Raw genomic sequence first — 24,910 nt, 5'->3', positions numbered from 1 at the left:
GCTTGCCCAGTGTCGTTCAGTCCTTCGTGAGAGCGGTCGTCCTGCTACCAAGAGTACGTGTCTCGCGGGCCGTAGGTTCCCGCCGGTCCACAGCCCGCGTCCGCTCGGGCTCCCCCAAGAGCAGCCGCCGGAAGTCGGCACGCGCCTGCCGTGCGGCCTCCCGGGCGGAGGCGAGCGCCAGCCTGGTGGCCCGCCCCACACTGCGCGCCGCCTCCGCGACGGGCCGCAGCACGGCATCCCGTACGACATGTCCGACCGGAGCGAGCACGGTCCGGTAGGCCCAGCGCACGGGCTCCACGAAGATCCACCGGAAGAGGGTTGCGAGAGCCCGCCCCACGGCGAGCGAGATCCGCCCGGCCACCCGCCAGGCATGCCCGATCGCCTGCCCCACCTCGCGCCCGACGACCGCCAGGGTCCGCCCGACGGGCACCAGCACCCACCGCCACAGGGCGAGCGCCGGCAGCACGAACAGCACCCGGCCCACCCAGTACAGGCCGATCCCGACCCCGGTGGCGACCACGCCCACGAGCCACGCGACCGCCCGGCCGACCGGCGCGAGCACGCGCGCGTACACCCACACCGCGGGGACGACGACGAGATACCGCACCAGCCACGCGAGACCGGCGAACACACTGGTCCCGAGCAGGGCGAGCACCGCCCCGACCCCCCTGAGCACCCACATCACGCCGTGCCCGACAGGCGTCAGCACGCGCGCGTACACCCACACCAGGGCCTGCCCGAGCGGGGTCAGCACATAGCCGTGGAACCACTTCAGCGGCACCACGAGGAACACGTTCCCGAGCCATCCCAGCGCCCTGCCGAGCGGCACGAGGACATACCGCCACAGCCCCACGACGGGCCACACGAACACCGCCCGCGCCACCCACAGCAGCGCCCGCCCCACCGGCCGGAGCACGGTGTCGTTCAGGAACCGCCCGGTGACGACGAGCGCGTCCCACACCATCCGCACCGGCACGACCAGCACGAGCACGACGATCCGCACGGGAAGACGGATCGCCACGACGAGGCACCCTTCGGGCGACTGCCGCGCGGGCTGCTGTTCGGGGTGTCCGGTGGGCGGCTTCTGCAGATCCATACCCCCACAGACGCCGTGGCCGCCCGTCCGGATCCCCCGTCGGAACACCGATGAGTTCCGCAGCCCCGCACGGTCCACCCCCGTACAAGCGAAAGTCACGCGCGAGCTCTGTGAGGGGACCATGACCAACCACGCGCTGCCACCCGTCGTCGACGCCGCGACCTGGGAGAGCAGGCTCGCAACACTGCGGGCCCGGGAGAAGGCCGCGACACGGGAACTCGACGCCATCGCCGCCGAGCGCCGCCGGCTGCCGATGGTCGAGATGCCCGACTACACCCTCGACGGCGAGGACGGCCCCGTCCGGCTGGCGGACGTCTTCGACGGCAGGAGGCAGCTGATCGTCTACAACCACATGTGGTCCGCCGGCCAGGAATGGCAGTGCCCGGGCTGCACCGGGTTCACGTCGCAGTACACCCGCCTGGAGTTCCTGGACAACTACGACGCGCGGTTCGTCGTCGTCACCCAGGGTCCCATCGAGGAGGCACTGGCCTACAAGCGGCGCGTCGGCAACCGCATGACCTGGTACTCGACCGCCAACAGCTCCTTCGGGTCCGACGTCGGCGCACCGCCCGGCGGCGGGTTCGCGGTCAACGTCTTCCTGCGCGACGGCGACACCGTCTACCGCACCTGGCACACCGACGGCCGCGGCACCGAGCAGCTGAGCCACAGCTTCGCGCTGATCGATCTCCTCCCGTACGGCCGTCAGGAGCAATGGCAGGACTCACCCGAGGGCTGGCCCCAGTCCCCCACCTACAGCCGGTGGGCGACGTCCAAGGACATCGCCGCGCTCTACGGCCCGGGCTCCGGCGCCAGCTGAACCCCGGTGCCGGCCCACGCCCGGATCGCCTCCGCATGCTCACGGATCAGGGACATGCGGGCCTCCCATTCCGCGCCGCTGCGATGGTCGGGATGGGCGGTGATCTGGCCGCCGTGCTTGCGGTAGGCAAGGCCGGTCTCGCCGATGAACCATCCGTCCGCCAGGGCGTCCAGACCGAGCAGCAGCCCGGTGTCGCCCGAGGCGGGCAGGGCCATCCAGCCGCCCAGCAGCGCCAGCAGGGAGCGCCTGACACACAGGGTGGCGGGGTGGACCTGCGGCCGGTGGTGCTCGGCCCAGAAGCCGAACTCGCTGCCCCTGGGGAGCCGGCCCGGTCGCGGGTCGCTCGATTCGAACGAGACGGTGCTGCCGTCCTCGAGGAGATCGACGACCCGTGACGTGGTCCAGCCGACCGAGGCGTCCGCCTCCAGCACGGCGAGATCCCGGGCGAGAGTGCCGGGGGTGAGCTGGTCGTCGGCGTCCAGCGTCTTCACATAGGCACCGGTCGAGCGCGCGAACGCCATGGTCCGCGCCACGTGGGGCCCACCGGCACGGGACGCCGAGATCCGGATCCGCGGATCGTCGGCCGGCAGATACACCTGCGCGCGGACATCGCCGCCGTCCTCCTGTACGCACCACTCCCAGGACCATCCGCCGGGAAGATCCTGGCGGAGCAGCGAGGCGTAGGCGTCGGGGAGGAAACGGACAGCGCCGCCGTGCACCGGCGTGACGACGGAGACGACGAGGTTCACGTCAGTGCGTGTGGCCACTCGAAGCGGGCGCCGGGCCGGCGTTCCTGACCGTCAGCGGCAGCAGCTTCTTGCCCGTCGGGCCGATCTGGATGTGCGTGTCCATCTGCGGGCACACCCCGCAGTCGAAGCACGGCGTCCACCGGCAGTCCTCGACCTCCGTCTCGTCGAGGGCGTCCTGCCAGTCCTCCCAGAGCCAGTCCTTGTCGAGACCGGAGTCCAGGTGGTCCCAGGGCAGGACCTCCTCGTACGTCTTCTCGCGCGTCGTGTACCAGTCGACGTCCACGCCGAAGGCGGGCAGCACCTTGTCGGCGCAGCTCATCCAGCGGTCGTAGGAGAAGTGCTCGCGCCAGCCGTCGAAGCGGCCGCCGTCCTCGTAGACGGCGCGGATGACGGGGCCGATCCGGCGGTCGCCGCGGGAGAGGAGGCCCTCGACGATGCCGGGCTTGCCGTCGTGGTAGCGGAAGCCGATCGAGCGGCCGTACTTCTTGTCGCCGCGGATCTTGTCCCGGAGCTTTTCGAGGCGGGCGTCGGTCTCCTCCGCCGAGAGCTGCGGGGCCCACTGGAAGGGGGTGTGGGGCTTGGGGACGAAGCCGCCGATGGAGACCGTGCAGCGGATGTCGTTGGAGCCGGAGACCTCCCGGCCCTTCGCGATCACCTTCGTCGCCATGTCGGCGATCTGCAGGACGTCCTCGTCCGTCTCCGTCGGCAGGCCGCACATGAAGTACAGCTTCACCTGGCGCCAGCCGTTGCCGTAGGCGGTGGCGACCGTCCTGATCAGGTCCTCTTCCGAGACCATCTTGTTGATGACCTTGCGCATGCGCTCCGAGCCGCCCTCGGGGGCGAAGGTCAGGCCGGAACGGCGGCCGTTGCGCGTCAGCTCGTTCGCCAGGTCGACGTTGAAGGCGTCCACCCGGGTCGACGGGAGCGACAGGCCGATCTTGTCCTCCTCGTACCGGTCCGCGAGGCCCTTGGCGATGTCACCGATCTCGCTGTGGTCCGCGGAGGACAGGGAGAGCAGGCCGACCTCCTCGAAGCCGGTCGCCTTCAGGCCCTTCTCCACCATCTCGCCGATGCCCGTGATGGAGCGCTCGCGGACCGGGCGGGTGATCATGCCCGCCTGGCAGAAGCGGCAGCCGCGCGTGCAGCCGCGGAAGATCTCCACCGACATGCGCTCGTGGACCGTCTCGGCGAGCGGGACCAGGGGCTGCTTGGGGTAGGGCCACTCGTCGAGGTCCATGACCGTGTGCTTGGAGACGCGCCACGGGACGCCCGACTTGTTGGGTACGACACGGGCGATACGGCCGTCGGGGAGGTACTCCACGTCGTAGAACGCGGGGATGTAGACCGAGCCCGTCTTCGCGAGGCGGAACAGGACCTCCTCGCGGCCGCCGGGGCGGCCCTCCGCCTTCCAGTCGCGGATGATCTTCGTCATGTCCAGAACGGCCTGCTCGCCGTCGCCGATGATCGCCGCGTCGATGAAGTCCGCGATCGGCTCGGGGTTGAAGGCCGCGTGGCCGCCGGCCAGGACGATCGGGTCGTCGAGCGTCCGGTCCTTGGACTCCAGGGGGATCCCGGCGAGGTCGAGGGCCGCCAGCATGTTGGTGTAGCCCAGCTCCGTGGAGAAGCTCAGCCCGAACACGTCGAAGGCCTTCACCGGCCGGTGGCTGTCCACCGTGAACTGCGGGACGGCGTGCTCCCGCATCAGCGCCTCCAGGTCCGGCCACACGCTGTAGGTGCGCTCGGCGAGGACGCCCTCCTGCTCGTTCAGGACCTCGTAGAGGATCATGACGCCCTGGTTGGGCAGCCCGACCTCGTAGGCGTCCGGGTACATGAGCGCCCAGCGGACGTCACAGGACTCCCACGGCTTGACCGTGGAGTTGAGCTCTCCGCCGACGTACTGGATCGGCTTCTGCACATGCGGGAGCAGAGCTTCGAGCTGCGGGAACACAGACTCGGCGGCCGCAGCGACTTCGGCAGACATCTCGCGAACCTTCGTGGGATGGGCTGATGGGACGACCTGAACTGACAGGGGTGACCATCTAGCCTAACGCGGCTGTGCACCGGCCCCGACCGCTCAGACCTGCATCCCGTCCTTGACCTCCCGCCAGACGGCCGGCATCTGGAGCTCCACGGCCGTGGCCCGCGCCTCCTCGCGCCCGTAGAGCACTCCGTACGTGAACGAGCTCTCCCCCGCCGCATGGGCCACGGCGGACAGCTCACGCAGGGTCTGACGGGTCATGAAGCTGTCCTGGTGGTCGCCGAGCAGGTTCTGCAGGGACTTCATCGACCGGGAGAGCTCGGTTGCCGGGCTGCCGAGGGCCGGTGCGGCCGCCTCCGCCGCGTACCGCGTCCGCTTGGCCTCCTTGCGGGCCTCGTGCAGGGCGAGGTCGCGGTCGTGGCCGGGTTCCAGGGCGAGGGCCCGCTCGACCAGCTCGGACAGCTTTCCGAAGTCCTTCCGTACCGCCTTGGTGATCACCTTCTCCGGCTTCCCGGCGGCCGCCTTCAGCAGCGGCGGGTCCGCGACCAGCGCGTCCAGGCTGTCGAGCAGCTTCAGATAGCGCTGGGAGTCCAGGACCCCGGTCAGACGGCGGCGCGAACCGCCGCGGCGGGCGTTCATCCAGGTGCGCAACCGGGTGCGGATCGGGCCGGAGAGCAGCGTCCTGGGCAGCTCGTCCAGGGCCGCCGCCAGGCGCTCGGTCAGCACTTCCCGGTCCCGGTCCACGCCGAGCTCGCCGGCCAGCCACTTCAGTTCCCCGCCGATGGGGTCGGTGACGCTGCGGTCCAGGACCTTGCCGTACGAGCGGAAGGCGCTGCGCATCCGGCGGGTCGCGACGCGCATGCGGTGCACGGAGTCGAACACGTCCTGCCGTACGGCGGGGTCGAGTTCGACGATGGCGTCGCGCTGCTCACGGACGTAGGCGAGGACGTGGTCGCCGGCCGTCACCGGTGGTTCGTCCTGCCGCTGCTTGCTGCGCTTCTTCTTCGGAGCGGTCTCCGCGAGGGCCCGGGCCAGCTTGGAGGCCGATGCGGAGGGTCGTACGCCCGCCTTGCGCAGCCGCTTGTCGACCTTGTCCAGGAGGGCGGGGTCGCCGCCGTCGGCGAGCTCCACCTCCAGCTCGGTCCACTGGGCCGAGCCGCCCTTGCCGGTGAGCCGTTCGGCGTACACGGCGTCCACGCTGACCTCGGCGAGCACCCGGCCCCCGGCGTCGACCAGGTCACGCAGGTCGCGGTCGGAGCGCAGCCGGACCACGGGCAGCAGCTCGGCGTCGCGCACCCGGGAGCGGACCAGCCCGGCGAGGCTGCGCGGGACGGTGTCGGAGAGCGGGGCCTGGATCTCGTCGCGGACACCGGGGGCGACCGGGAACTTCAGATGCCAGCCCGCGTCGGAGCCGCCGGTGCGGCGGCGCAGGGTGATCGCGGACGCGGCGAGGCGTTCGTCGGAGGTGTCGTAGTAGGTGGCGTCCAGGTGCGCGACCCCCTTGTCGACGACCGCGTCGATTCCGGCGACGCCGGTCAGGTCGGGCAGGCCGCTGTCGTCGGACTCGTACTTCCGCTCGATCTCCCGCTTTGTGTCCGCCATGCACCGAATCTAGTTGCTGCGGATCCGGTAGGACAGGGGGCGCACTTTCAGCCCGTCCGGCGTTTGGGGACGAGGCCGTTCAGGCCGAAGGAGGTGTGGGGGCACAGCCCCCGGGGCCGCACCCCCACTCACCCGCACCGCACCCGGCCCGACCGCCGGAGGCCTAAGCCGACATGGGCCGCTGCACCCTGATCGACTGCAGCAGGCCCACCGCCATCCACACCGCGAACATCGACGAGCCGCCGTACGACACAAAGGGCAGCGGCAGGCCCGTGACCGGCATGATGCCGAGGGTCATGCCGATGTTCTCGAAGGTCTGGAAGGCGAACCAGGCGACGATCCCGGCGGCGACGATCGTGCCGTACAGCTCCGTCGAGTCACGGGCGATGCGGCAGGCGCGCCACAGCACCACGCCGAGGAGGAAGATGATCAGGCCGGCGCCGACGAAGCCCAGCTCCTCCCCCGCCACGGTGAAGACGAAGTCGGTCTGCTGCTCGGGCACGAACTGGCCGGTGGTCTGCGAGCCGTGGAAGAGGCCCGCGCCGGTCAGACCGCCCGAACCGATCGCGATGCGCGCCTGGTTGGTGTTGTAGCCGACGCCCGCCGGGTCGAGGCTCGGGTTGGCGAAGGCCGCGAAACGGTTGATCTGGTACTCGTCCAGGATGTGCAGCTGCCAGATGGTGATGCAGCCGATGACTCCGGCCGTGATCAGGCCGAAGACCCAGCGGTTGGAGGCGCCGGAGGCGAGCAGCACGCCCAGGATGATCGTCACCAGGACCAGGACCGTGCCGAGGTCGGGCATGAGCAGCACGATCAGGATCGGTACGGCGGCCAGGCCCAGCGCCTGCAGGACCGTGCGGTGGTCGGGGTACTTCTTGTCACCCGCGTCGACCCGCGCCGCCAGCAGCATCGCCATCCCGAGGATGATCGTGACCTTCACGAACTCGGCGGGCTGCAGGGAGAAGCCGCCGCCGAAGACGATCCAGTTGCGGCTGCCGTTGATGGTGGCGCCCAGCGGGGTGAGGACCAGCAGGATCAGGAACACCGAGGCGCCGTACAGGATCGGGACGGCGGTGCGCAGGGTGCGGTGGCCGAGCCAGACCGTGCCGGCCATCAGGGCGAACCCGATGCCCGTGTTCATGATGTGCCGGATCAGGAAGTAGTACTGGTCGCCCTGGTTGATCTCGGTGCGGTTGCGGGTCGCCGAGTAGACGAGCAGCGAGCCGATCCCCGAGAGCGCGAGGGCCGCCAGCAGCATCGGCCAGTCCAGCCGGCGGGACACCGAGTCACGGGCGAAGATCCGGGTCCAGCCCGCGCGCCGCGGGCCGTATCCGGGAACGGAGAAGCTGCCTGCACCGGTCATGTGAGCATCCTCCGGCTTCCCCGCCTGCGCGGCCGCCTGCGGGTGGTCCGGTTGGTGGACGTGGGCGAGGGCGTGGTCGCCGCGGGCTGACTGGCGCCCGGGGAGGGGCTGGCGTTGTCGTTGGCGTGGAGTTCCTTGGCCGGGTCCTTGGGGACCTTCGGCGAGGCGATCGTGCCGTCCGTCTTGACCTTGGGCAGGCCCTTCTGCGGGGAGGGCAGCAGTGCCTTCTTGTTGTCGATCGAGCCGTCGGGCTGGACGCCGTAGAGGGCGCTGTAGATGCTGCGGACGGCCTCACCGGAGGCGCCGGAACCCGTACCGGCCTGGGCGATCGTCATGACGACCGAGTAGTCCTTGGAGTACGTGGCGAGCCATGAGGTGGTCTGCTTGCCGTAGACCTCCGCGGTACCGGTCTTGGCGTGCAGTGTGATCTTGTCCTGCGGCCAGCCCTTGAACTTCCAGGCGGCGGTACCGGCGGTGATGACGCCCGCGAGCGCCTTGTCGATGCCCTTGTGCGTGGCCTCGCTGATCGGGAGCTTGCGCAGGACCCGGGGCTTGATCTCCTTGACCGTCCTGCCGTCGGCGCTGATGATCGCCTTGCCGATGGTCGGGACGTGCTCGGTGCCGCCGTTGGCGAGGGCCCCGTAGATCATGGCCTCCTGGATCGGGGTGAGGAGGGTGTCGCCCTGACCGATGGAGTAGTTGATCGAGTCGCCCTCGCGCATCTTGTAGCCCTCGAGGCAGCCCTCGTACTCGATCCTCTGGACGTAGGTGCCGCCCTTCTTGCCGCTCTTGCACCAGGCGTCCTTGTTGGCCTTCCAGTAGTCCTGCTTCCACTGGCGGTCGGGGACGCGGCCGGTGACCTCGTTCGGGAGGTCGATGCCCGTCTGCTTGCCGAGGCCGAACTGGTGGGCGGTCTTGTAGAAGTAGTCCTTGGGCTGGCCCTTCTTCGGGTTGATCCCGCCGTCCTTCTTCCACTCGCGGTCCGCGAGGCCGTAGAAGACGGTGTCGCAGGAGACCTCCAGGGCCCGGCCCAGCGAGATGGGGCCGAAGCTCTCGCCCTCGAAGTTCTTGAAGACCTGGCCGCCCACCGAGTACGAGCTGGTGCAGGGGTAGCCGCCGTCCCAGGCGTAGCCGGCCTGGACCGCGGCGGCCGTGGAGACCACCTTGAAGGTCGAACCCGGCGCGGACTGACCCTGTATGGCCCGATTGAGCAGCGGGTAGTCGGAGTCCTTGCCGGTGAGCTGCTTGTAGTCCTTGGCGGAGATGCCGCCGACCCAGACGTTCGGGTCGTACGTCGGCGCGGACGCCATGGCGACGATACGGCCGGTCTTGGCCTCCATCACGATGACGGCACCCGAGTCGGCCTTGTACTTCTCGCCCGTGACCTTGTCGTACTGCCCGCGGGCGATCTTCATCGCGTTGTGCAGCTCGTACTCGGCGACCCGCTGGACGCGGGCGTCGATGCTGGTGACGAGGGTCGAACCGGCCTGGGCGGGATCGGACTTGGCCTTGCCGATGACCCTGCCGAGGTTGTCGACCTCGTAGCGGGTGACGCCGGCCTTGCCGCGCAGTTCCTTGTCGTACTGGCGCTCGAGGCCGGAGCGGCCGACCTGGTCGGAGCGGAGATAGGGCGAGTCGGTGTCCTTGGCCTTCTGGATCTCCTCGTCGGTGACGGGCGAGAGATAGCCGAGGACCTGCGCGGTGTTGGACTTGCCGGGGCCGGGGTAGCGGCGCAGCGCCTCGGGCTCCGCGGTGATGCCGGGGAAGTCCTCGGAGCGCTCGCGGATCTGCATGGCCTGGCGGGGCGTTGCCTCGTCGGTGATGGGGATCGGCTGGAAGGGCGAGCCGTTCCAGCAGGGCTGGGGCGTCTTGGCGTCGCACAGCCGGACCCGCTGCATGACCTCCTTGGGCTTCATGCCCAGGACCCCGGCCAGCTTGGTGAGGACCGCCTTGCCGTCGTCCTTCATCTTCAGCAGGTCGGTGCGGGAGGCGGAGACCACGAGCCGGGTCTCGTTGTCGGCGAGCGCCACACCGCGGGCGTCCAGGATCGAGCCGCGTACGGCGGGGTCGACGACCTGCTGGACGTGGTTGCCGGACGCCTCCTTGGCGTACTCGCTGCCCTCGCGGATCTGCAGGTACCACAACCGGCCGCCGAGGGTACCGAGCAGGGAGAGGACCAGGATCTGGATGACGACGAGCCGGATCTGGACCCGTGGGGTCCGCCCGGTCTCGGGAATGTTGGTCACTGCGGCTGCCTCCCCCTCTCAGTGTGTGTACGTGTCATATACGACGGAGCTGTGAATGGCGCCCGCCGCCAACTCCCGCCTGCTCACAGCCGCTTGACCCCCTTGATGCGGCCCACGCGGGCGGTGCGGGTGCGGGCCCTGGCCTTCAGGGCGCCGAGGCCGCCGCGCTGGCCGCCGAGCTTGAGGCCCGTCCCGTTGGAGATCCAGCCGGAGGTGATGTCGGTGGCCTTCTTCGACGGGGAGCCGGCCTCGGCGAGCGGGTCGTTGTCCGCGCGCCGGGCCAGGGCCATGATCCCGGGCACGACGAAGGGGGCGAGCAGCAGGTCGTACAGTGCCGCCGAGAGCATCAGGCTGACGAGGCCGACATGGCGGGCGGCGGTGTCCCCGACGAGGGCACCGACACCGGCGTACAGCAGGGTCGAGCCGATGGCGGCGGCCACCACGACGAGCATGGGGCCGGTGGCCGACTTCAGCCGCCCGTTCTCCGGTCTGGCCAGCCCGGCGAGGTAGCCGATGACGCACAGCACCAGGGCGTAGCGGCCGGCCGCGTGGTCGGCGGGCGGGGCGAGGTCCGCGAGCAGGCCCGCGCCGAAGCCGACGAGGGCGCCGCCGACATGGCCGTAGACCAGGGCCAGGCCCAGCACGGTCAGCAGCAGCAAGTCGGGAACGGCGCCCGGCAGATGGAGCCGGGCGAGGACGCTCACCTGGACCACCAGGGCTACGACGACCAGGGCCGAGGAGAGCAGGATCCGGTTGACGCGCATGGGGATTCAGCTCCTACTGCTGCTGGGTCTGGCCGTCGAGGGACGCGCTCGGGGACGGGGTCACCGTGACGGTGACCGTCGGTGTGGGCGTCGGCTGGGGCTTGGCGGGGAGCACCGTGTCGCGCGGGTCCTTCTTCGGGGCCTCGACGACGACGCCGACGATGTCCAGCTTGGAGAAGCTGACGAACGGCGTGACGAAGAGGGTGCGGGTCAGGTTGCCGCCGGACGGGTCGACGCGGGAGACCACACCGACCGGGACGCCCGGCACGAAGGGCTTGTCGGCCTCGGAGCCGAAGGTGACCAGGCGGTCGCCCTTCTTCACGTCCGCCTTGGAGTTGAGCAGTTCCACCCGCAGCGGGCGGTCGCCCTGCCCGGTGGCGAAGCCGAGCTCGTCGCTGCCCTCCATGCGGGTGCCGACGGTGAAGTCCGGGTCGTTGGCGAGCAGGACGGTGGAGGCGTCGGGGCCGACGTTGGTGACCCGTCCGACCAGGCCGTCGCCGTTCAGCACGGTCATGTCCCGCTTGATGCCGTCGTTGGCGCCGACGTCGATGGTGATCGTCCAGGAGAAGCCCTGGGCCGCTCCTATGGCGATGACCTGGGCGCCCTTGATGCCGTACTGGCCCTCGGCGGAGACCTTCAGCATCTTGTCGAGCTGCGCCAGCCGGCTGCGGTTGCGGTCGTCGCTGCCGAGTTTCGCCTTGAGGGTGGCGTTCTCCGTCTCCAGACGGGCGAGCCGGTCGTGCCGGGTGCCCGAGTCACGGACCGCTGAGATGGCGTTGCCGACCGGGTCGACCGCCGACGACACGCCGTCCTCGATCGGGCCGAACACGGTGGCCGCGACCTGGCGGGCACCGTCGACCGGTGAGTCCTCCCCGCCGCGGATGTCCACCGTGATCAGCGCGAACGCGATGGCGATCAGCAGCACCAGGAGCAGCCGGCTCTCTCGTGTGTCCCTCACGTGCGGCGGCCGTGCCTTCCTCATAGGAATGTGCAGAGGTTCAGGTGTTCGGTTCAGCTGGGCGGTTCCAGCGGGCAGAGGCTTATGGGCGAGCTTATGCCTCTATATCAACTGCCTCTATATCAACGATCCGCCGTACGAGAGGAGATCGTCCCGTACGGCGGAATCGAAGAGTTGCCGTCATCTGCGCGGCTGGGCGTCCAGCACCTGCTGGAGCGCCTCGAACTCCTCGACGCACTTGCCCGAGCCGAGCGCGACGCTGTCCAGCGGGTCCTCGGCGATGTGGATCGGCATCCCGGTCTCCCGGCGCAGCCGCTCGTCGAGCCCGCGCAGCAGCGCCCCGCCGCCGGTCAGCACGATCCCCCGGTCCATGATGTCGCCGGACAGCTCCGGCGGGCACTTGTCGAGGGTCGTCTTGACGGCGTCCACGATGGCGTTGACCGGCTCCTCGATCGCCTTGCGCACCTCGGCGGCGGAGATGACGACGGTCTTGGGCAGTCCGGAGACGAGGTCCCGGCCGCGGATCTCGGTGTGCTGGTCGTCTTCCAGGTCGTACGCCGAACCGATCGTGATCTTGATCTGCTCGGCCGTCCGCTCACCGAGAAGGAGCGAGTACTCCTTCTTGATGTGCTGGATGATCGCGTTGTCCAGTTCGTCGCCCGCGACGCGGATTGACTGGGCGGTGACGATGCCGCCGAGCGAGATGACCGCGACCTCCGTGGTGCCGCCGCCGATGTCCACCACCATGTTGCCGGTGGCCTCGTGGACCGGGAGGCCGGAGCCGATGGCCGCCGCCATGGGCTCCTCGATGATGTGCACCTGACGAGCACCGGCCTGCGAGGACGCCTCGATCACGGCGCGGCGCTCGACGCCCGTGATGCCGGAGGGCACACACACGACGACACGCGGCCGCGCGAGATACCGCCGCTTGTGGATCTTCAGGATGAAGTAGCGGAGCATCCGCTCGGTGATCTCGAAGTCGGCGATGACGCCGTCCTTCAGCGGTCGTACGGCAACGATGTTGCCAGGGGTCCGACCGATCATCTTCTTCGCCTCGGCGCCGACCGCGAGGATGCCACCGGTGTTGGTGTTGATCGCGACGACGGACGGTTCGTTGAGTACGATCCCCCGTCCCCTGACGTACACCAGCGTGTTGGCGGTCCCGAGGTCGACAGCCATGTCACGGCCGATGAACGACATTGAGTTCCCCATCAGGATTCGTCTGGCCTTCCTGGGAGCTTTTGAGGGCTTTTCAGGTCGGCGAAGTGGGTGCTGTGACGTGAAGGCTTCCATCGTAGACGCGCCTGCACGAACACTGCGCGAGGGTCCTCGCCATTGTCAGCAGATGAAGTGTCGCCTCGCTTGTGGAGACGGCCCATCGGGGGCACTCGTTCCCCCGATCGGCACGCATATGCCAGAGGACGGCCCAAAACCCTCGGCCGTCCCAGGTCAGACGGGCGAGCGACCTGACGGTCACTCAAAAATTCATAGGTTTGTCGCTCAACCGCGGCCGGGGAAAAAGATCTTCACCTCGCGCTCGGCGGACTCCTCGGAGTCGGAGGCGTGGATCAGGTTCTCGCGGACGATCACGCCGTAGTCGCCGCGGATGGAGCCGGGGGCGGCGGCGATCGGGTCGGTCGGACCGGCCAGCGCGCGCAGCCCCTCGATGACCCGCTCGCCCTCGACGATCAGCGCGACGACCGGACCGGAGGCCATGAACTCCACCAGCGGCTCGTAGAAGGGCTTGCCCTTGTGCTCGCCGTAGTGCTGCTCCAGGGTCTCCTGGTCGAGGGTGCGCAGCTCCAGCGCGGTGATCTGCCAGCCGGCCTTGCGCTCGATACGGCTGATGATCTCGCCGGTCAGGCCACGACGGACCGCGTCGGGCTTGAGCAGGACGAGGGTGCGCTGGGTCACTGCGGGCTCCTATGGAAGATCAAGGATGGTGCGGGGGTGTTCGAAGATTACAGGGCGTGTCCGGGCCCCTGTCACACAGCGTCAGGTGTGGAGGAGCCTGTCGAGCCTGTCTCTGCGGCGGCGAACCGCGCCTTCGCCTCGTCGATCTTCCTTCCGTAGTGCACCGAGGCCCACCACAGGGCCGCGAAGACCACGCCCAGGAAGAACATCGTCGGGACGACGAAGCCGGAGGCGACGAGGGCCGCCTGCAGGGCCCAGCCGAGGGCGACGCCGCCCGGTCGCGTCACGACACCGCACAGCACCACGCACAGGAACATCGCGATGCCGCTGACCGTCCACACCGTCGACGTGGCGAGGTCGGGGTCCTTCATGGCGACGAGTCCGGCGAAGCCGATCACGAAGAACTCGCCGATCAGGGTCGAGGCACAGAGCGTACGCACGAGTGATCAGCCCCTTCCCAGCAGCAGCCGGGCCTCGCCGACGGTGATGACGGAGCCGGTCACGAGTACGCCGCCGCCCGCGAACTCGCCCTCCTCCTCGGCCAGCGTGATCGCGGCCTCCAGGGCGTCCGGCAGCCGTGGTTCGACCTGGACGCGCTCGTCGCCGAAGACCTCCACGGCGATCGCGGCGAGTTCGTCCGCGTCCATCGCGCGGTGGCTGGAGTTCTGTGTGACGACGACCTCGGCGAAGATCGGCTCGAAGGCCTCCAGCACTCCTCGTACGTTCTTGTCGCCGCTCGCGCCGACCACACCGATCAGCCGGCTGAAGTCGAAGGCCTCCCCGATCGCCTCGGCGGTGGCGCGGGCGCCGGCCGGATTGTGGGCGGCGTCCAGGACGACGGTGGGCGAGCGCCGTACGACTTCGAGCCGCCCCGGCGAGGAGACGGCCGCGAAGGCCTTGCGGACGGTGTCGATGTCGAGCGGCTCGGGCCGCTGCGAACCGACCCCGAAGAACGCCTCGACGGCGGCGAGCGCGACGGCCGCGTTGTGCGCCTGGTACGGGCCGTGGAGCGGGAGGTACACCTCGTCGTACTCGCCGCCGAGGCCGCGCAGGGTGAGCAGCTGCCCGCCGACCGCGACCTGACGTGACACGACCCCGAACTCCAGGCCCTCACGGGCCACCGTGGCGTCGACCTCGACGGCCTTCTTCAGCAGCACCTGGGCCGCGTCCACCGGCTGCTGGGCCAGGATGACCGTCGCGTCCTGCTTGACGATGCCGGCCTTCTCGGTGGCGATCGCACCGGGCGTCTCACCGAGTCGGTCGGTGTGGTCGAGGTCGATGGGGGTGACGACGGCGACGTCCCCGTCGATGACGTTGGTGGCGTCCCAGGAGCCGCCCATCCCCACTTCCACCACGGCGACGTCGACGGGCGCGTCCGCGAAGGCCGCGTACGCCATGCCCGTCAACACCTCGAAGAAGGACAGCCGGTACTCCTGCTGTGCGTCGACCATCTCGATGTACGGCTTGATGTCGTTGTACGTCTCGATGAAGCGCTCGGCGGAGATGGGGGCGCCGTCCAGGCTGATGCGCTCGGTGATCGACTGGACGTGCGGCGAGGTGTACCGGCCGGTGCGCAGTTCGAAGGCGCCGAGAAGGGCCTCGATCATGCGGGCGGTGGAGGTCTTGCCGTTGGTGCCGGTGATGTGGATCGAGGGGTACGAGCGCTGCGGCTCGCCCAGGACGTCCATCAGTGCGGAGATACGGCTGACCGAGGGCTCGAGCTTGGTCTCGCCCCAGCGGGTGGCGAGCTCCGCCTCGACCTCGCGCAGGGCCTTGTCGACCTCGGGGTCCTCCGGCCGCGCGGGCACATCGGCCTGCGGCGGGCCGCCCTGCGTGCGCAGGGTGCGGCTGCCGGCCTCGATGATCGCGAGGTCGGGGTCGCGGTCGGTCTCTGCGGCGACGATGTCGTCGAAGGGGTCGCTTTCACTCACGGGGTCAGTCTACGGAGGTCGACTGACAGTGCGCCCAGGGAGTGGGGCGGCTGGTCGTGTTGGCGGCCGCGGGCCGGATGTGGCTGGTCGCGCAGTTCCCCGCGCCCGTGACGGAGCTGAGGGCCTCCAGAGCTTTGCAGCTCTGGAGGCCCTCAGCTCCGCAAAACGACTTACGCCTCCGGCAGCCGGTCCAGCTGGGCCTGGATCCGGGCGATGTCCTCGTCCGCCTTGGCCAGCCGTCCGCGGATCTTGTCCACCACGTTGTCCGGAGCCTTCGCCAGGAACGCCTCGTTGCCGAGCTTGGCGGTGGCCTGGGCCTTCTCCTTCTCGGCGGCCGCGAGGTCCTTCGCGAGGCGCTTGCGCTCCGCCGCCACGTCGATCGTGCCGGACAGGTCGAGGGCGACCTCGGCACCGCCGACCGGCAGGGTCGCCGTGGCCGTGAAGGCCTCGCCCTCCGGCTGCAGACGCAGCAGCTGGCGGATGGCCGACTCGTGCGGAGCCAGCGTCGTGCCGTCCAGGGTCAGCCGGGCCGGGACCCGCTGACCCGGCTGCAGACCCTGGTCGGCGCGGAAGCGGCGGACCTCGGTGATGACGGACTGCAGGGTCTCGATCTCCTGCTCCGCCGCCTTGTCGCGGAAGCCGCTGTCGCTCGGCCACTCGGCGATGACGACCGACTCGCCGCCCGTGAGGGTGGTCCAGAGCGTCTCCGTGACGAAGGGGACGACCGGGTGCAGGAGCTTGAGGGTGACGTCGAGGACCTCACCGAGGACCCGCTTGCTGACCTCGGCCGCCTCGCCGCCCGCCTGGAACGTCGTCTTGGACAGCTCGACGTACCAGTCGAAGACCTCGTCCCACGCGAAGTGGAACAGCGCGTCCGAGAGCTTCGCGAACTGGAAGTCCTCGTAGAGCGCGTCGACTTCGGCGACGACGGAGTTGAGGCGGGAGAGGATCCAGCGGTCGGTCGCGGACATCTTCGAGGCGTCCGGCAGCGGGCCGTCCACCGTCGCGCCGTTCATCAGTGCGAAGCGGGTGGCGTTCCAGATCTTGTTGGCGAAGTTGCGGGAGCCCTGGACCCAGTCCTCGCCGATCGGGACGTCGACGCCGGGGTTGGCGCCGCGGGCGAGGGTGAACCGGAGGGCGTCGCTGCCGTACTTGTCCATCCAGTCCAGCGGGTTGACCGCGTTGCCGAAGGACTTCGACATCTTCTTGCCGAACTGGTCGCGGACCATGCCGTGCAGGGCGATGGTGTGGAACGGCGGGGTGCCGTCCATCGCGTACAGGCCGAACATCATCATCCGGGCGACCCAGAAGAAGAGGATGTCGTAGCCGGTGACCAGGACGGAGTTCGGGTAGAACTTCGCGAGCGACTCGGTCTGTTCGGGCCAGCCGAGCGTGGAGAAGGGCCACAGGCCGGAGGAGAACCAGGTGTCGAGGACGTCGGTGTCCTGACGCCAGCCCTCGCCGCTCGGCGGCTGCTCGTCGGGGCCGACGCAGACGACCTCGCCGTTCGGTCCGTACCAGACCGGGATGCGGTGGCCCCACCACAACTGCCGCGAGATGCACCAGTCGTGGAGGTTGTCGACCCAGTCGAAGTACCGCTTCTCCATCTCCTGCGGGTGGATCTTGACCTTGCCCTCGCGGACCGCGTCACCGGCGGCCTTGGCGAGCGGGCCGACCTTGACCCACCACTGCATGGACAGCCGCGGCTCGATGGTGGTCTTGCAGCGCGAGCAGTGGCCGACGGAGTGGACGTAGGGCCGCTTCTCGGCGACGATCCGGCCCTCGGCGCGCAGCGCGGCGACGATCGCCGAGCGGGCCTCGAAGCGGTCCAGGCCCTGGAAGGGGCCGTGGACGGTGATCACGGCGTGCTCGTCCATGACCGTGATGGCCGGGAGGTCGTGGCGCTGGCCGATCTCGAAGTCGTTCGGGTCGTGGGCCGGGGTGACCTTGACGGCGCCGGTGCCGAACTCGGGGTCGACGTGGGTGTCGGCGACGACCGGGATGGAGCGGTCGGTCAGCGGCAGCTTGATGAGCTTGCCGATGAGGTGCTTGTAGCGCTCGTCGTCGGGGTGAACGGCGACGGCCGTGTCACCGAGCATGGTCTCGGCACGGGTGGTGGCGACGACGACCGTCTCCTCCCCCTCGCCGTACTTGAGGGAGACCAGCTCGCCGTCGTCGTCCTGGTACTCGACCTCGATGTCGGAGATCGCGGTCAGACAGCGCGGGCACCAGTTGATGATGCGCTCGGCGCGGTAGATCAGCTCGTCGTCGTAGAGGCGCTTGAAGATGGTCTGGACGGCCTGGGAGAGCCCCTCGTCCATCGTGAAGCGCTCGCGCGACCAGGCGACACCGTCACCGAGGCGCCGCATCTGCCCGGAGATCTGCCCGCCGGACTCGGCCTTCCACTGCCAGACGCGGTCGACGAAGGCCTCACGGCCGAGGTCATGGCGGGACTTGCCCTCCTTGCCCAGCTCCCTCTCGACGACGTTCTGGGTGGCGATGCCGGCGTGGTCCATGCCGGGCTGCCAGAGCGTCTCGAAGCCCTGCATGCGCTTACGACGTGTCAGCGCGTCGATGAGGGTGTGCTCGAAGGCGTGCCCGAGGTGCAGGCTGCCGGTGACGTTCGGCGGCGGGATGACGATGGTGTACGACGGCTTGTCGCTCTTCTCGTCAGCCTCGAAGTAACCGCGCTCTACCCAGCGCTCGTACAGCGGCCCCTCTACATCGGCCGGCGCGTACTGGGTCGGCAGTTCGGTGTCGGGCGCTGGTGGCTGCTGCTGAGCGTTCTCGGTCACGGGGTCAGTTTAGGGGTGTCGCGGGCGTGTCCCGAAACGTGTTTGCTCTGTAACGGTGGGGGCCCCGATGCGGTGCGCTGTCCGTGTCTGCGCCAGGATGTCGGCACCACATAAACATTCTGGAGGGGAACCCAGTAATGAGCTACAACCAGCCGGGCCCGTACGGCGGGCAGCCCCAGCAGCCCGGCCCGTACGGCCAGCCGGGCCCCTACGGCCAGCAGCCGCCGCAGGCCCCTCCGGCCCAGCCCGGCTACGGCTACCCCCAGCAGGCCCCTCCGCCCCAGCCCCAGCCGGGTTACGGCTACCCGCAGCAGGCTCCCCCGCCCCAGCCCGGCTACGGCTACCCGCAGCAGCAGGCCCCTTACGGCCAGGACCCTTACGGCCAGCAGCCCTACACCGTCCCGCAGCCGCCCGTGCCCAGCGGTGGCGGCGGCAAGAAGGCGGGCCTGATCATCGGCGCCGTGGCGGTCGTGGCGGCCATCGGGGTCGGGGCGTACCTCGTGCTCGGCGGGGGCAGGTTCGGCGGATCCGGCAGTGGAAGCAGCATCGCGGACGACGGGGCGCACAAGCTGTCGGCGCCGGCGACGGTCCTCTCCGGGGAGTACAAGAAGGGCAGCGACTCCTCGGCCGGCCAGATGAGCGACAAGGACGTCAAGGACGCCGAGTCGTGGGGCGTGCAGAACGCCAAGGACGTCAGCGCGCTCTACACCTCGGGATCGGGTCTCACCGCGAAGAACCTGATGTTCACGGGCGTGTACGGCACCATCGACGACCCGGAGAAGACCGTCGACGCCATGTTCGCCCAGAGCAAGACGGAGACCGAGAAGAGCTCGTCCGGCGGCAAACTCGTGGGCAGCCCCCAGGAGTTCAAGCCCGCCGGCTTCGAGAACGGCGTCATGAAGTGCCAGGAGCTCGACACCACGTCCTCCGGGCAGACGGTGAAGATGCCGATCTGCATCTGGGGTGACCACAGCACCCTCGCCTACGTGGTCTCGTACGACCTGGCTTCCATGACCTCGGGCAAGAGCACCTCGCTGGACGACGCGGCAGCCCTGGCCGCCAAGCTCCGCAACGACGTACGCGTCCCCGCCTGACGCCGAACGCCACGACCACGAAGGGGCCCCGGTCAGTCGACCGGGGCCCCTTCGCCGTGTACGGGACGGCGGTTACGCCGTCTTCTGCTCCCCCGGGCCGCGGCCGCGGGCGTCCCGCGGGATCAGGGTCGGGTTCACGTTCGAGTGGACGACGTCCGCCGTGACGACCACGCGGGCCACATCCTTGCGGGACGGGACCTCGTACATCACCGACATGAGGACTTCCTCCATGATGGCGCGCAGCCCTCGCGCGCCGGTCTGGCGGAGGATGGCCTGGTCGGCGATGGCCTCCAGGGCCTCGCGCTCGAAGTCCAGTTCCACACCGTCGAGTTCGAACAGGCGCTGGTACTGCTTCACCAGGGCGTTACGCGGCTCGACGAGGATCTGCAGCAGGGCCTCGCGGTCCAGGTTGTGGACCGAGGTGATGACGGGGAGGCGGCCGATGAACTCGGGGATCATGCCGAACTTGACCAGGTCCTCGGGCATGACGTCCTCGAACTGGTCCTTGGCCTCCAGCTCACGCTTGGAGCGGATCGTCGCGCCGAAGCCGATGCCCTTGGCGCCCGCCCGGGACTCGATGATCTTCTCCAGGCCCGCGAAGGCACCGCCCACGATGAACAGGACGTTCGTCGTGTCGATCTGGATGAACTCCTGGTGGGGGTGCTTGCGGCCGCCCTGCGGCGGCACCGAGGCGGTCGTGCCCTCGAGGATCTTGAGGAGGGCCTGCTGCACGCCCTCGCCGCTCACATCGCGCGTGATCGACGGGTTTTCGCTCTTCCGGGCGACCTTGTCGATCTCGTCGATGTAGATGATCCCGGTCTCGGCCTTCTTGACGTCGTAGTCGGCCGCCTGAATCAGCTTGAGCAGGATGTTCTCGACGTCCTCGCCGACATAGCCGGCCTCCGTCAGCGCCGTGGCGTCGGCGATGGCGAACGGCACGTTCAGCATGCGGGCCAGGGTCTGGGCCAGGAGGGTCTTGCCCGAGCCGGTGGGGCCGAGCAGCAGGATGTTGGACTTCGCCAGCTCGATCGCGTCGTCGCGTCCGTTGGCGCCGCCGTTCTCGCCGGCCTGGACGCGCTTGTAGTGGTTGTAGACCGCCACCGAGAGGGCCTTCTTCGCCGGCTCCTGGCCGACGACGTAGCCCTCGAGGAACTCGTAGATCTCGCGCGGCTTGGGAAGTTCCTCCCAGCGCACCTCGCTCGTCTCAGCGAGCTCTTCCTCGATGATCTCGTTGCAGAGGTCGATGCACTCGTCGCAGATGTACACACCAGGCCCTGCGATGAGCTTCTTGACCTGCTTCTGGCTCTTGCCGCAGAACGAGCACTTGAGCAGATCGCCGCCGTCACCGATGCGTGCCACGGTGTGCTTCCCCTTCGCCTGGGAGACGCCTGAATCCAGCGGCTCCTGGTGCTGCCTTAATCCGACGGTACCTTGCCGGGCCCCCCGTTCGGGCCCCCCTTGGCGCGGTTCACTTTGACGTGCAGCGTGTCAAAGCCCACTTACCGTGCCAAGGGGCGGCAGACGATACAGCCTCCGACTAGCGGACGGCCGCGTTGTTCATCTTCCGGGTGGAGATGATCTGGTCGATCAGGCCGTACGAGAGCGCCTCCTCGGCCGTGAGGATCTTGTCGCGCTCGATGTCCTCGCGGATCTTCTCGATCGGCGTGGTGGAGTGCTTGGCGAGCATCTCCTCCAGCTGCGAGCGCATCCGCAGGATCTCGTTCGCGGCGATCTCCAGGTCGGAGACCTGGCCGCGGCCCGTCTCGCTGTAGGGCTGGTGGATCAGCACGCGGGCGTTCGGCAGCGCCATGCGCTTGCCGGGCGTGCCGGCGGCCAGCAGGATGGCGGCGGCGGAGGCCGCCTGGCCCATGCAGACCGTCTGGATGTCCGGCTTCACGAACTGCATCGTGTCGTAGATCGCGGTCAGCGCGGTGAAGGAGCCGCCGGGGCTGTTGATGTAGACCGAGATGTCCCGGTCGGGGTCCATCGACTCCAGGCACAGCAGCTGCGCCATGACGTCGTTGGCCGAGGCGTCGTCGATCTGGACGCCCAGGAAGATCACGCGCTCCTCGAAGAGCTTCGCGTACGGGTCGTACTCGCGGATGCCCTGCGAGGTGCGCTCGACGAAGCGCGGGATGACGTAACGGGACTCCGCCGTGGGGCCCGTGTACTCGGCGCGTGAGCGGTCGTACAGGCCGCTGCCGGGGAAGTCGTTCACTGTCTGTCTCCTAGGAGCTGAGGCGGTCGGCTGGGGGCTGTGCGGGGCCCGGGGGCCCCGCGGCGGGGCTCAGGCCCCGGTACCGCCGCCGCCCGGCATACCGGCGGCCGTCGGGATGACGTCGTCGATGAGGCCGTACTCCTTGGCCTCGTCGGCGTCGAACCAGCGGTCGCGGTCCGAGTCGCGGGTGATCTGCTCGACCGACTGGCCGGTGTGGAAGGCCGTGAGCTCGGCCATGCGCTTCTTGGTGTGCAGCAGCCGCTCCGCGTGGATCTTGATGTCGGAGGCCGAGCCGGCCAGGCCGGCGGAGGGCTGGTGGATCAGGATCTCGGCGTTCGGCAGCGCGAAGCGCTTGCCGGGGGTGCCCGCGCTGAGCAGGAACTGGCCCATGGAGGCCGCGAGGCCCATCGCGATGGTCACCACGTCGTTCTTGATGTACTGCATGGTGTCGTAGATCGCCATGCCGGCCGTGATCGAGCCGCCCGGGCTGTTGATGTACATGTAGATGTCCTTGTCCGGGTCTGCGGCAAGGAGCAACAGCTGCGCGGTGATCTTGTTCGCGATGTCGTCGTCGACCGGCTGGCCGAGGAAGATGATCCGCTCGTTGAGCAGCCGGTTGTAGACATGGTCGCCGAGGCCACCGCCGATGGAGGGCTCGCCGGCGGCGGAGGGCATCAGATTCGTCACGTATCCACCTGCTCGTCTTACGACGGCGCCGGGCCGTCTCACGTTTCCCTGCGGGGGCCTCCGGCGGTTTCGCGGAGTTCCCTGCCCCCATATTCATGGACCCTAACGCGCGGGTCCCTTCGGGGAATCCCGCGGAGGGGGGTGTTCGCCGGGGGCGTAGCGTCGTGGGTACTTTCCGTTCGTCGGCCACTGCGGGTAGTGGGGGCTGTTCGCGCCCACGCGGCGGAGCCGCATATCGACACAGCCCCGCGCCCCTGGGAAGGCGAACGGGCCCCGGGTCACGATGCGACCCGGGGCCCGTCATACGTCTCGCAGAAGCGCCGGGGGCATCAGCCCTCGGTCTTCTCCTCGGTGGCGTCGGCCTCCGTGGCCTCGGCGGCGACCTCGGCGGCCGTCTCGACCTCGTCCTCGTCGTCCAGGTCGATGACCTCGCCGTTGGTGTCCTTGACCGTGGCGGCCTCGACGACGACCGCGAGGGCCTTGCCGCGGGCGACCTCGCCGACCAGGAGCGGAACCTGGCCGCCCTCGACGACGGCCTGGGCGAACTGGTCGGGGGACATGCCGGAGGAGGCCGCGCGCCGCATGAGGTGCTCGGTGAGCTCCTCCTGGTTGACGTTGAGCTTCTCCTGCTTGACCAGCTCGTCGAGGACGAACTGGGTCTTGATGCCCTTGACCGCGGCTTCCTTGGTCTCGGCCTCGAACTCCTCGACCGTCTTGCCCTGGATCTCGAGGTACTTCTCGAGGTCGAGGCCCATCTGGCCGAGCTGGTGGTGCTCGAGGTTGTGCTTACGGGTGTTGATCTCGTCCTCGAGCAGCTTCTCGGGGACGGGCACCTCGACCAGCTCCAGCAGCTTCTCCAGGACGCGCTCCTGGGCCTGCGTGGCCTGGTCGTACTGCTTCATGTTCTCGAGGCGCTTGCGGCTGTCCGCCTTCAGCTCCTCCAGGGTGTCGAACTCGGAGGCGAGCTGCGCGAACTCGTCGTCCAGCTCGGGCAGTTCGCGGGCGGCGACCTGGGTGACCTTGACGGTGACCTCGGCCTCCTTGCCGGCCGCGGAGCCTCCCTTGAGCTCGGAGGTGAAGGTGGCCTCCTCGCCGGCGGACAGGCCCTTGACGGCGTCGTCGATGCCGTCGAGCAGCTCGCCGGAGCCGATGGTGTAGGAGACGCCGCTGGCGACGCCGTCCTCCAGGACCTCGCCCTCGACCTTGGCCTCCAGGTCGATGGTGACGACGTCGCCGTCCTCGGCGGCGCGCTCGACCGGGGAGGTCGAGGCGAAGCGCTCGCGGAGCTGCTCGACCGACTTGTCGACGTCCTCGTCGGTGACCTCGACGGCGTCGACCTCGACCTCGATGCCGGAGTAGTCCGGGATCTCGAGGGCGGGACGGACGTCGACCTCGGCGGTGAAGTTCAGCGTCTCGCCGTCCTTCAGCTCCGTGATGTCGACCTCGGGCTGGCCGAGGACGTTCAGCTCGGCCTCGTTGACCGCCTCGGTGTAGAACTTCGGAAGCGCGTCGTTGACCGCCTCCTCCAGGACCGCACCGCGGCCGAACCGCTGGTCGATGACGCGCGCCGGGATCTTGCCCTTCCGGAAGCCCTTCACCGTGACCTGCTGGTTGATCTTCTTGTACGCCGCGTCGAGGCTGTCCTTGAGCTCCTCGAAGGGCACCTCGACAGTGAGCCGAACCCGGGTCGGGTTCAGGGTCTCCACGGCGCTCTTCACGGTTCGGTCTCCTTGTGGCTGACTTCTTGGTTTCTGCCGGAGCCAGACTGGTCCGGCGGATTTCGCCGCCCGGAGGACGTCCGAAGGATCTCCAGTGGTGGTCCAGTGGATTCCTGTGGATGAGACACACGGGCGCGCAGCTTGCATAGTAACCGCAGCGGCTGAACGCCCCAAAGGCGATCATGCGAGGTGATCGCCCGGGGTGACCGGTGTTGACCGGTCGATGGTCGGGGTGGCGGGATTTGAACCCACGGCCTTCCGCTCCCAAAGCGGACGCGCTACCAAGCTGCGCCACACCCCGTCAGGTGCGACACGTAGGGTACATGCCCACAGACAGCGCGGCCGCCGCATTTACGGAGTGTGCGCCAAGGGGGCCGGACCCGCTACGATGCCTTCTGTGCCGCGGTCATCTGACCTGCGGCGCGTGCTGTGCGGGCGTAGCTCAATGGTAGAGCCCTAGTCTTCCAAACTAGCTACGCGGGTTCGATTCCCGTCGCCCGCTCTCCACGCATCAGGGCCGGCCCGGAGGATCTTCCTCCGGGCCGGCCCTGATCGTTTCGGGCGCCGCTGCGTCCGGTGCGTGGGGCGTGGTCGTCCACGGGCGCGGCGCGGCGGCCTCCGCGTCCTGCGCGGGCGGAGCATCCGCCCGGATCAGAAGCTGATCGAGTTGATGGTCTCCGCTATCGAGTTCAGGAACCGGTTGATCGACGGGGCCATGCCGGTCGACGCGAGGAAGAAGCCGAAGAGCACCGCGACGATCGCCGGGCCGGCCTTGATCGAGCCTCCCCTGATCAACACCACCAGGATGATCGCCAACAGCAGCACCACTGACAGTGAAATGGCCACAACTGATCACACCCTCGGTCGGTCCGCTCTCCCGGCCCGGGGGTGCCTGCCCCGCGCACCCCCGCCAGAACCATCGTGCCACCAACAGAGCCCCCGTATGCGGCAGGTGAGGCAACGTCGGTCACACCTGTGCC

The 24,910-nt window shown here is 69.1% G+C and carries 20 protein-coding genes and 2 tRNA genes; 3 read left to right on the top strand and 19 right to left on the bottom strand.

From position 1 onward, the window contains the following. Positions 1 to 16: 16 nt before the first annotated feature. Complete coding sequence (locus tag ACIBW9_RS02420) at positions 17 to 1,096, bottom strand: hypothetical protein (RefSeq protein ID WP_398950407.1); 1,080 nt, start codon at positions 1,094 to 1,096, stop codon at positions 17 to 19. 121 nt (positions 1,097 to 1,217) lie between these two features. Here ACIBW9_RS02420 and ACIBW9_RS02415 point away from each other — a divergent pair, with 121 nt between their 5' ends. Beyond that, positions 1,218 to 1,913 carry a DUF899 domain-containing protein gene (locus ACIBW9_RS02415; RefSeq protein WP_398950405.1) on the top strand — a complete coding sequence of 232 codons (696 nt, stop codon included), beginning with the start codon at positions 1,218 to 1,220 and terminating at the stop codon, positions 1,911 to 1,913. On the opposite strand, the gene ACIBW9_RS02410 is transcribed toward ACIBW9_RS02415, so the two are convergent. The 12 genes from ACIBW9_RS02410 to ACIBW9_RS02355 form a co-directional block, all read right to left on the bottom strand. After that, the gene (locus ACIBW9_RS02410) at positions 1,886 to 2,662 is read right to left on the bottom strand and encodes a glycosyltransferase family 2 protein (RefSeq protein WP_398950403.1); all 777 of its coding nucleotides are present in this window, start codon (positions 2,660 to 2,662) and stop codon (positions 1,886 to 1,888) included. The two genes, ACIBW9_RS02415 and ACIBW9_RS02410, sit on opposite strands and share 28 nt — an antisense overlap. Position 2,663: 1 nt before the next feature. Further along, the gene (locus ACIBW9_RS02405; protein ID WP_398950402.1) at positions 2,664 to 4,643 is read right to left on the bottom strand and encodes a TIGR03960 family B12-binding radical SAM protein; all 1,980 of its coding nucleotides are present in this window, start codon (positions 4,641 to 4,643) and stop codon (positions 2,664 to 2,666) included. 93 nt (positions 4,644 to 4,736) lie between these two features. Beyond that, the gene (locus ACIBW9_RS02400; protein WP_398950400.1) at positions 4,737 to 6,242 is read right to left on the bottom strand and encodes a CHAD domain-containing protein; all 1,506 of its coding nucleotides are present in this window, start codon (positions 6,240 to 6,242) and stop codon (positions 4,737 to 4,739) included. A 163-nt stretch (positions 6,243 to 6,405) separates the two neighbouring features. After that, on the bottom strand, positions 6,406 to 7,605 hold the full coding sequence (rodA, locus tag ACIBW9_RS02395) for a rod shape-determining protein RodA (protein ID WP_398950398.1): 1,200 nt from the start codon (positions 7,603 to 7,605) through the stop codon (positions 6,406 to 6,408). Next, positions 7,602 to 9,851, bottom strand: coding sequence for a penicillin-binding protein 2 (gene mrdA, locus ACIBW9_RS02390; RefSeq protein ID WP_398950396.1), 2,250 nt, complete (start codon positions 9,849 to 9,851; stop codon positions 7,602 to 7,604). Before mrdA ends, rodA begins: the two co-directional genes overlap by 4 nt. An 83-nt stretch (positions 9,852 to 9,934) precedes the next feature. Further along, positions 9,935 to 10,615: a rod shape-determining protein MreD gene (mreD, locus tag ACIBW9_RS02385; RefSeq protein ID WP_398950394.1), complete on the bottom strand. Its 681-nt coding sequence runs from the start codon at positions 10,613 to 10,615 to the stop codon at positions 9,935 to 9,937. A 13-nt stretch (positions 10,616 to 10,628) separates the two neighbouring features. Further along, positions 10,629 to 11,573 (bottom strand): rod shape-determining protein MreC, encoded by a 945-nt coding sequence (gene mreC, locus ACIBW9_RS02380; protein ID WP_398950392.1) that lies wholly within the window; start codon positions 11,571 to 11,573, stop codon positions 10,629 to 10,631. A gap of 180 nt (positions 11,574 to 11,753) precedes the next feature. Next, positions 11,754 to 12,773: a rod shape-determining protein gene (locus ACIBW9_RS02375; RefSeq protein WP_398950390.1), complete on the bottom strand. Its 1,020-nt coding sequence runs from the start codon at positions 12,771 to 12,773 to the stop codon at positions 11,754 to 11,756. A gap of 300 nt (positions 12,774 to 13,073) precedes the next feature. After that, complete coding sequence (gene ndk / locus ACIBW9_RS02370) at positions 13,074 to 13,487, bottom strand: nucleoside-diphosphate kinase (protein ID WP_030934323.1); 414 nt, start codon at positions 13,485 to 13,487, stop codon at positions 13,074 to 13,076. Positions 13,488 to 13,558: 71 nt separating this feature from the next. Beyond that, complete coding sequence (locus ACIBW9_RS02365) at positions 13,559 to 13,927, bottom strand: DUF4233 domain-containing protein (RefSeq protein ID WP_398950388.1); 369 nt, start codon at positions 13,925 to 13,927, stop codon at positions 13,559 to 13,561. 6 nt (positions 13,928 to 13,933) lie between these two features. Continuing rightward, positions 13,934 to 15,418, bottom strand: a complete 1,485-nt coding sequence (locus ACIBW9_RS02360; RefSeq protein ID WP_398950386.1) for a bifunctional folylpolyglutamate synthase/dihydrofolate synthase — start codon at positions 15,416 to 15,418, stop codon at positions 13,934 to 13,936. Positions 15,419 to 15,588: 170 nt separating this feature from the next. Then, complete coding sequence (locus ACIBW9_RS02355) at positions 15,589 to 18,213, bottom strand: valine--tRNA ligase (protein ID WP_398950384.1); 2,625 nt, start codon at positions 18,211 to 18,213, stop codon at positions 15,589 to 15,591. A gap of 137 nt (positions 18,214 to 18,350) precedes the next feature. Between ACIBW9_RS02355 and ACIBW9_RS02350 the strand changes: the two genes are divergently transcribed. Next, positions 18,351 to 19,307 carry a hypothetical protein gene (locus tag ACIBW9_RS02350; RefSeq protein ID WP_398950382.1) on the top strand — a complete coding sequence of 319 codons (957 nt, stop codon included), beginning with the start codon at positions 18,351 to 18,353 and terminating at the stop codon, positions 19,305 to 19,307. A 72-nt stretch (positions 19,308 to 19,379) separates the two neighbouring features. On the opposite strand, the gene clpX is transcribed toward ACIBW9_RS02350, so the two are convergent. From clpX to ACIBW9_RS02325, 5 genes are all read right to left on the bottom strand, one after another. Continuing rightward, on the bottom strand, positions 19,380 to 20,666 hold the full coding sequence (clpX, locus tag ACIBW9_RS02345) for an ATP-dependent Clp protease ATP-binding subunit ClpX (RefSeq protein ID WP_351471003.1): 1,287 nt from the start codon (positions 20,664 to 20,666) through the stop codon (positions 19,380 to 19,382). 178 nt (positions 20,667 to 20,844) lie between these two features. Beyond that, positions 20,845 to 21,525 (bottom strand): ATP-dependent Clp protease proteolytic subunit, encoded by a 681-nt coding sequence (locus tag ACIBW9_RS02340; RefSeq protein ID WP_099928871.1) that lies wholly within the window; start codon positions 21,523 to 21,525, stop codon positions 20,845 to 20,847. A 69-nt stretch (positions 21,526 to 21,594) separates the two neighbouring features. Next, a complete protein-coding gene (locus ACIBW9_RS02335) occupies positions 21,595 to 22,200 on the bottom strand; it encodes an ATP-dependent Clp protease proteolytic subunit (protein WP_344402975.1) in 606 nt (201 codons plus the stop codon). 341 nt (positions 22,201 to 22,541) lie between these two features. Then, the gene (tig, locus tag ACIBW9_RS02330) at positions 22,542 to 23,930 is read right to left on the bottom strand and encodes a trigger factor (protein WP_398950379.1); all 1,389 of its coding nucleotides are present in this window, start codon (positions 23,928 to 23,930) and stop codon (positions 22,542 to 22,544) included. Positions 23,931 to 24,154: 224 nt separating this feature from the next. Further along, positions 24,155 to 24,231: transfer RNA gene (locus tag ACIBW9_RS02325), tRNA-Pro, on the bottom strand. A gap of 130 nt (positions 24,232 to 24,361) precedes the next feature. Between ACIBW9_RS02325 and ACIBW9_RS02320 the strand changes: the two genes are divergently transcribed. Continuing rightward, positions 24,362 to 24,432 (top strand) — tRNA-Gly (locus tag ACIBW9_RS02320). Between the two features lie 149 nt (positions 24,433 to 24,581). Here ACIBW9_RS02320 and ACIBW9_RS02315 read toward each other — a convergent pair. Then, positions 24,582 to 24,776, bottom strand: coding sequence for a hypothetical protein (locus tag ACIBW9_RS02315; RefSeq protein WP_016435177.1), 195 nt, complete (start codon positions 24,774 to 24,776; stop codon positions 24,582 to 24,584). Positions 24,777 to 24,910: the final 134 nt, after the last annotated feature.

It is taken from the genome of Streptomyces sp. NPDC049541, from assembly GCF_044465725.1.
In the GTDB taxonomy this organism is placed as follows: domain Bacteria; phylum Actinomycetota; class Actinomycetes; order Streptomycetales; family Streptomycetaceae; genus Streptomyces.
This window is presented reverse-complemented; position numbering and strand designations above follow the sequence as displayed.

What these genes read in the sequence shown, in the direction of transcription:
- ACIBW9_RS02420 (WP_398950407.1), bottom strand. Translation starts at nt 1,096, where the DNA reads ATGGATCTGCAGAAGCCGCCCACCGGACACCCCGAACAGCAGCCCGCG.
- ACIBW9_RS02415 (WP_398950405.1), top strand. Translation starts at nt 1,218, where the DNA reads ATGACCAACCACGCGCTGCCACCCGTCGTCGACGCCGCGACCTGGGAG.
- ACIBW9_RS02375 (WP_398950390.1), bottom strand. Translation starts at nt 12,773, where the DNA reads ATGTCGTTCATCGGCCGTGACATGGCTGTCGACCTCGGGACCGCCAAC.
- ACIBW9_RS02335 (WP_344402975.1), bottom strand. Translation starts at nt 22,200, where the DNA reads ATGCCCTCCGCCGCCGGCGAGCCCTCCATCGGCGGTGGCCTCGGCGAC.
- mreD (WP_398950394.1), bottom strand. Translation starts at nt 10,615, where the DNA reads ATGCGCGTCAACCGGATCCTGCTCTCCTCGGCCCTGGTCGTCGTAGCC.
- ACIBW9_RS02400 (WP_398950400.1), bottom strand. Translation starts at nt 6,242, where the DNA reads ATGGCGGACACAAAGCGGGAGATCGAGCGGAAGTACGAGTCCGACGAC.
- ACIBW9_RS02350 (WP_398950382.1), top strand. Translation starts at nt 18,351, where the DNA reads ATGAGCTACAACCAGCCGGGCCCGTACGGCGGGCAGCCCCAGCAGCCC.
- ACIBW9_RS02405 (WP_398950402.1), bottom strand. Translation starts at nt 4,643, where the DNA reads ATGTCTGCCGAAGTCGCTGCGGCCGCCGAGTCTGTGTTCCCGCAGCTC.
- rodA (WP_398950398.1), bottom strand. Translation starts at nt 7,605, where the DNA reads ATGACCGGTGCAGGCAGCTTCTCCGTTCCCGGATACGGCCCGCGGCGC.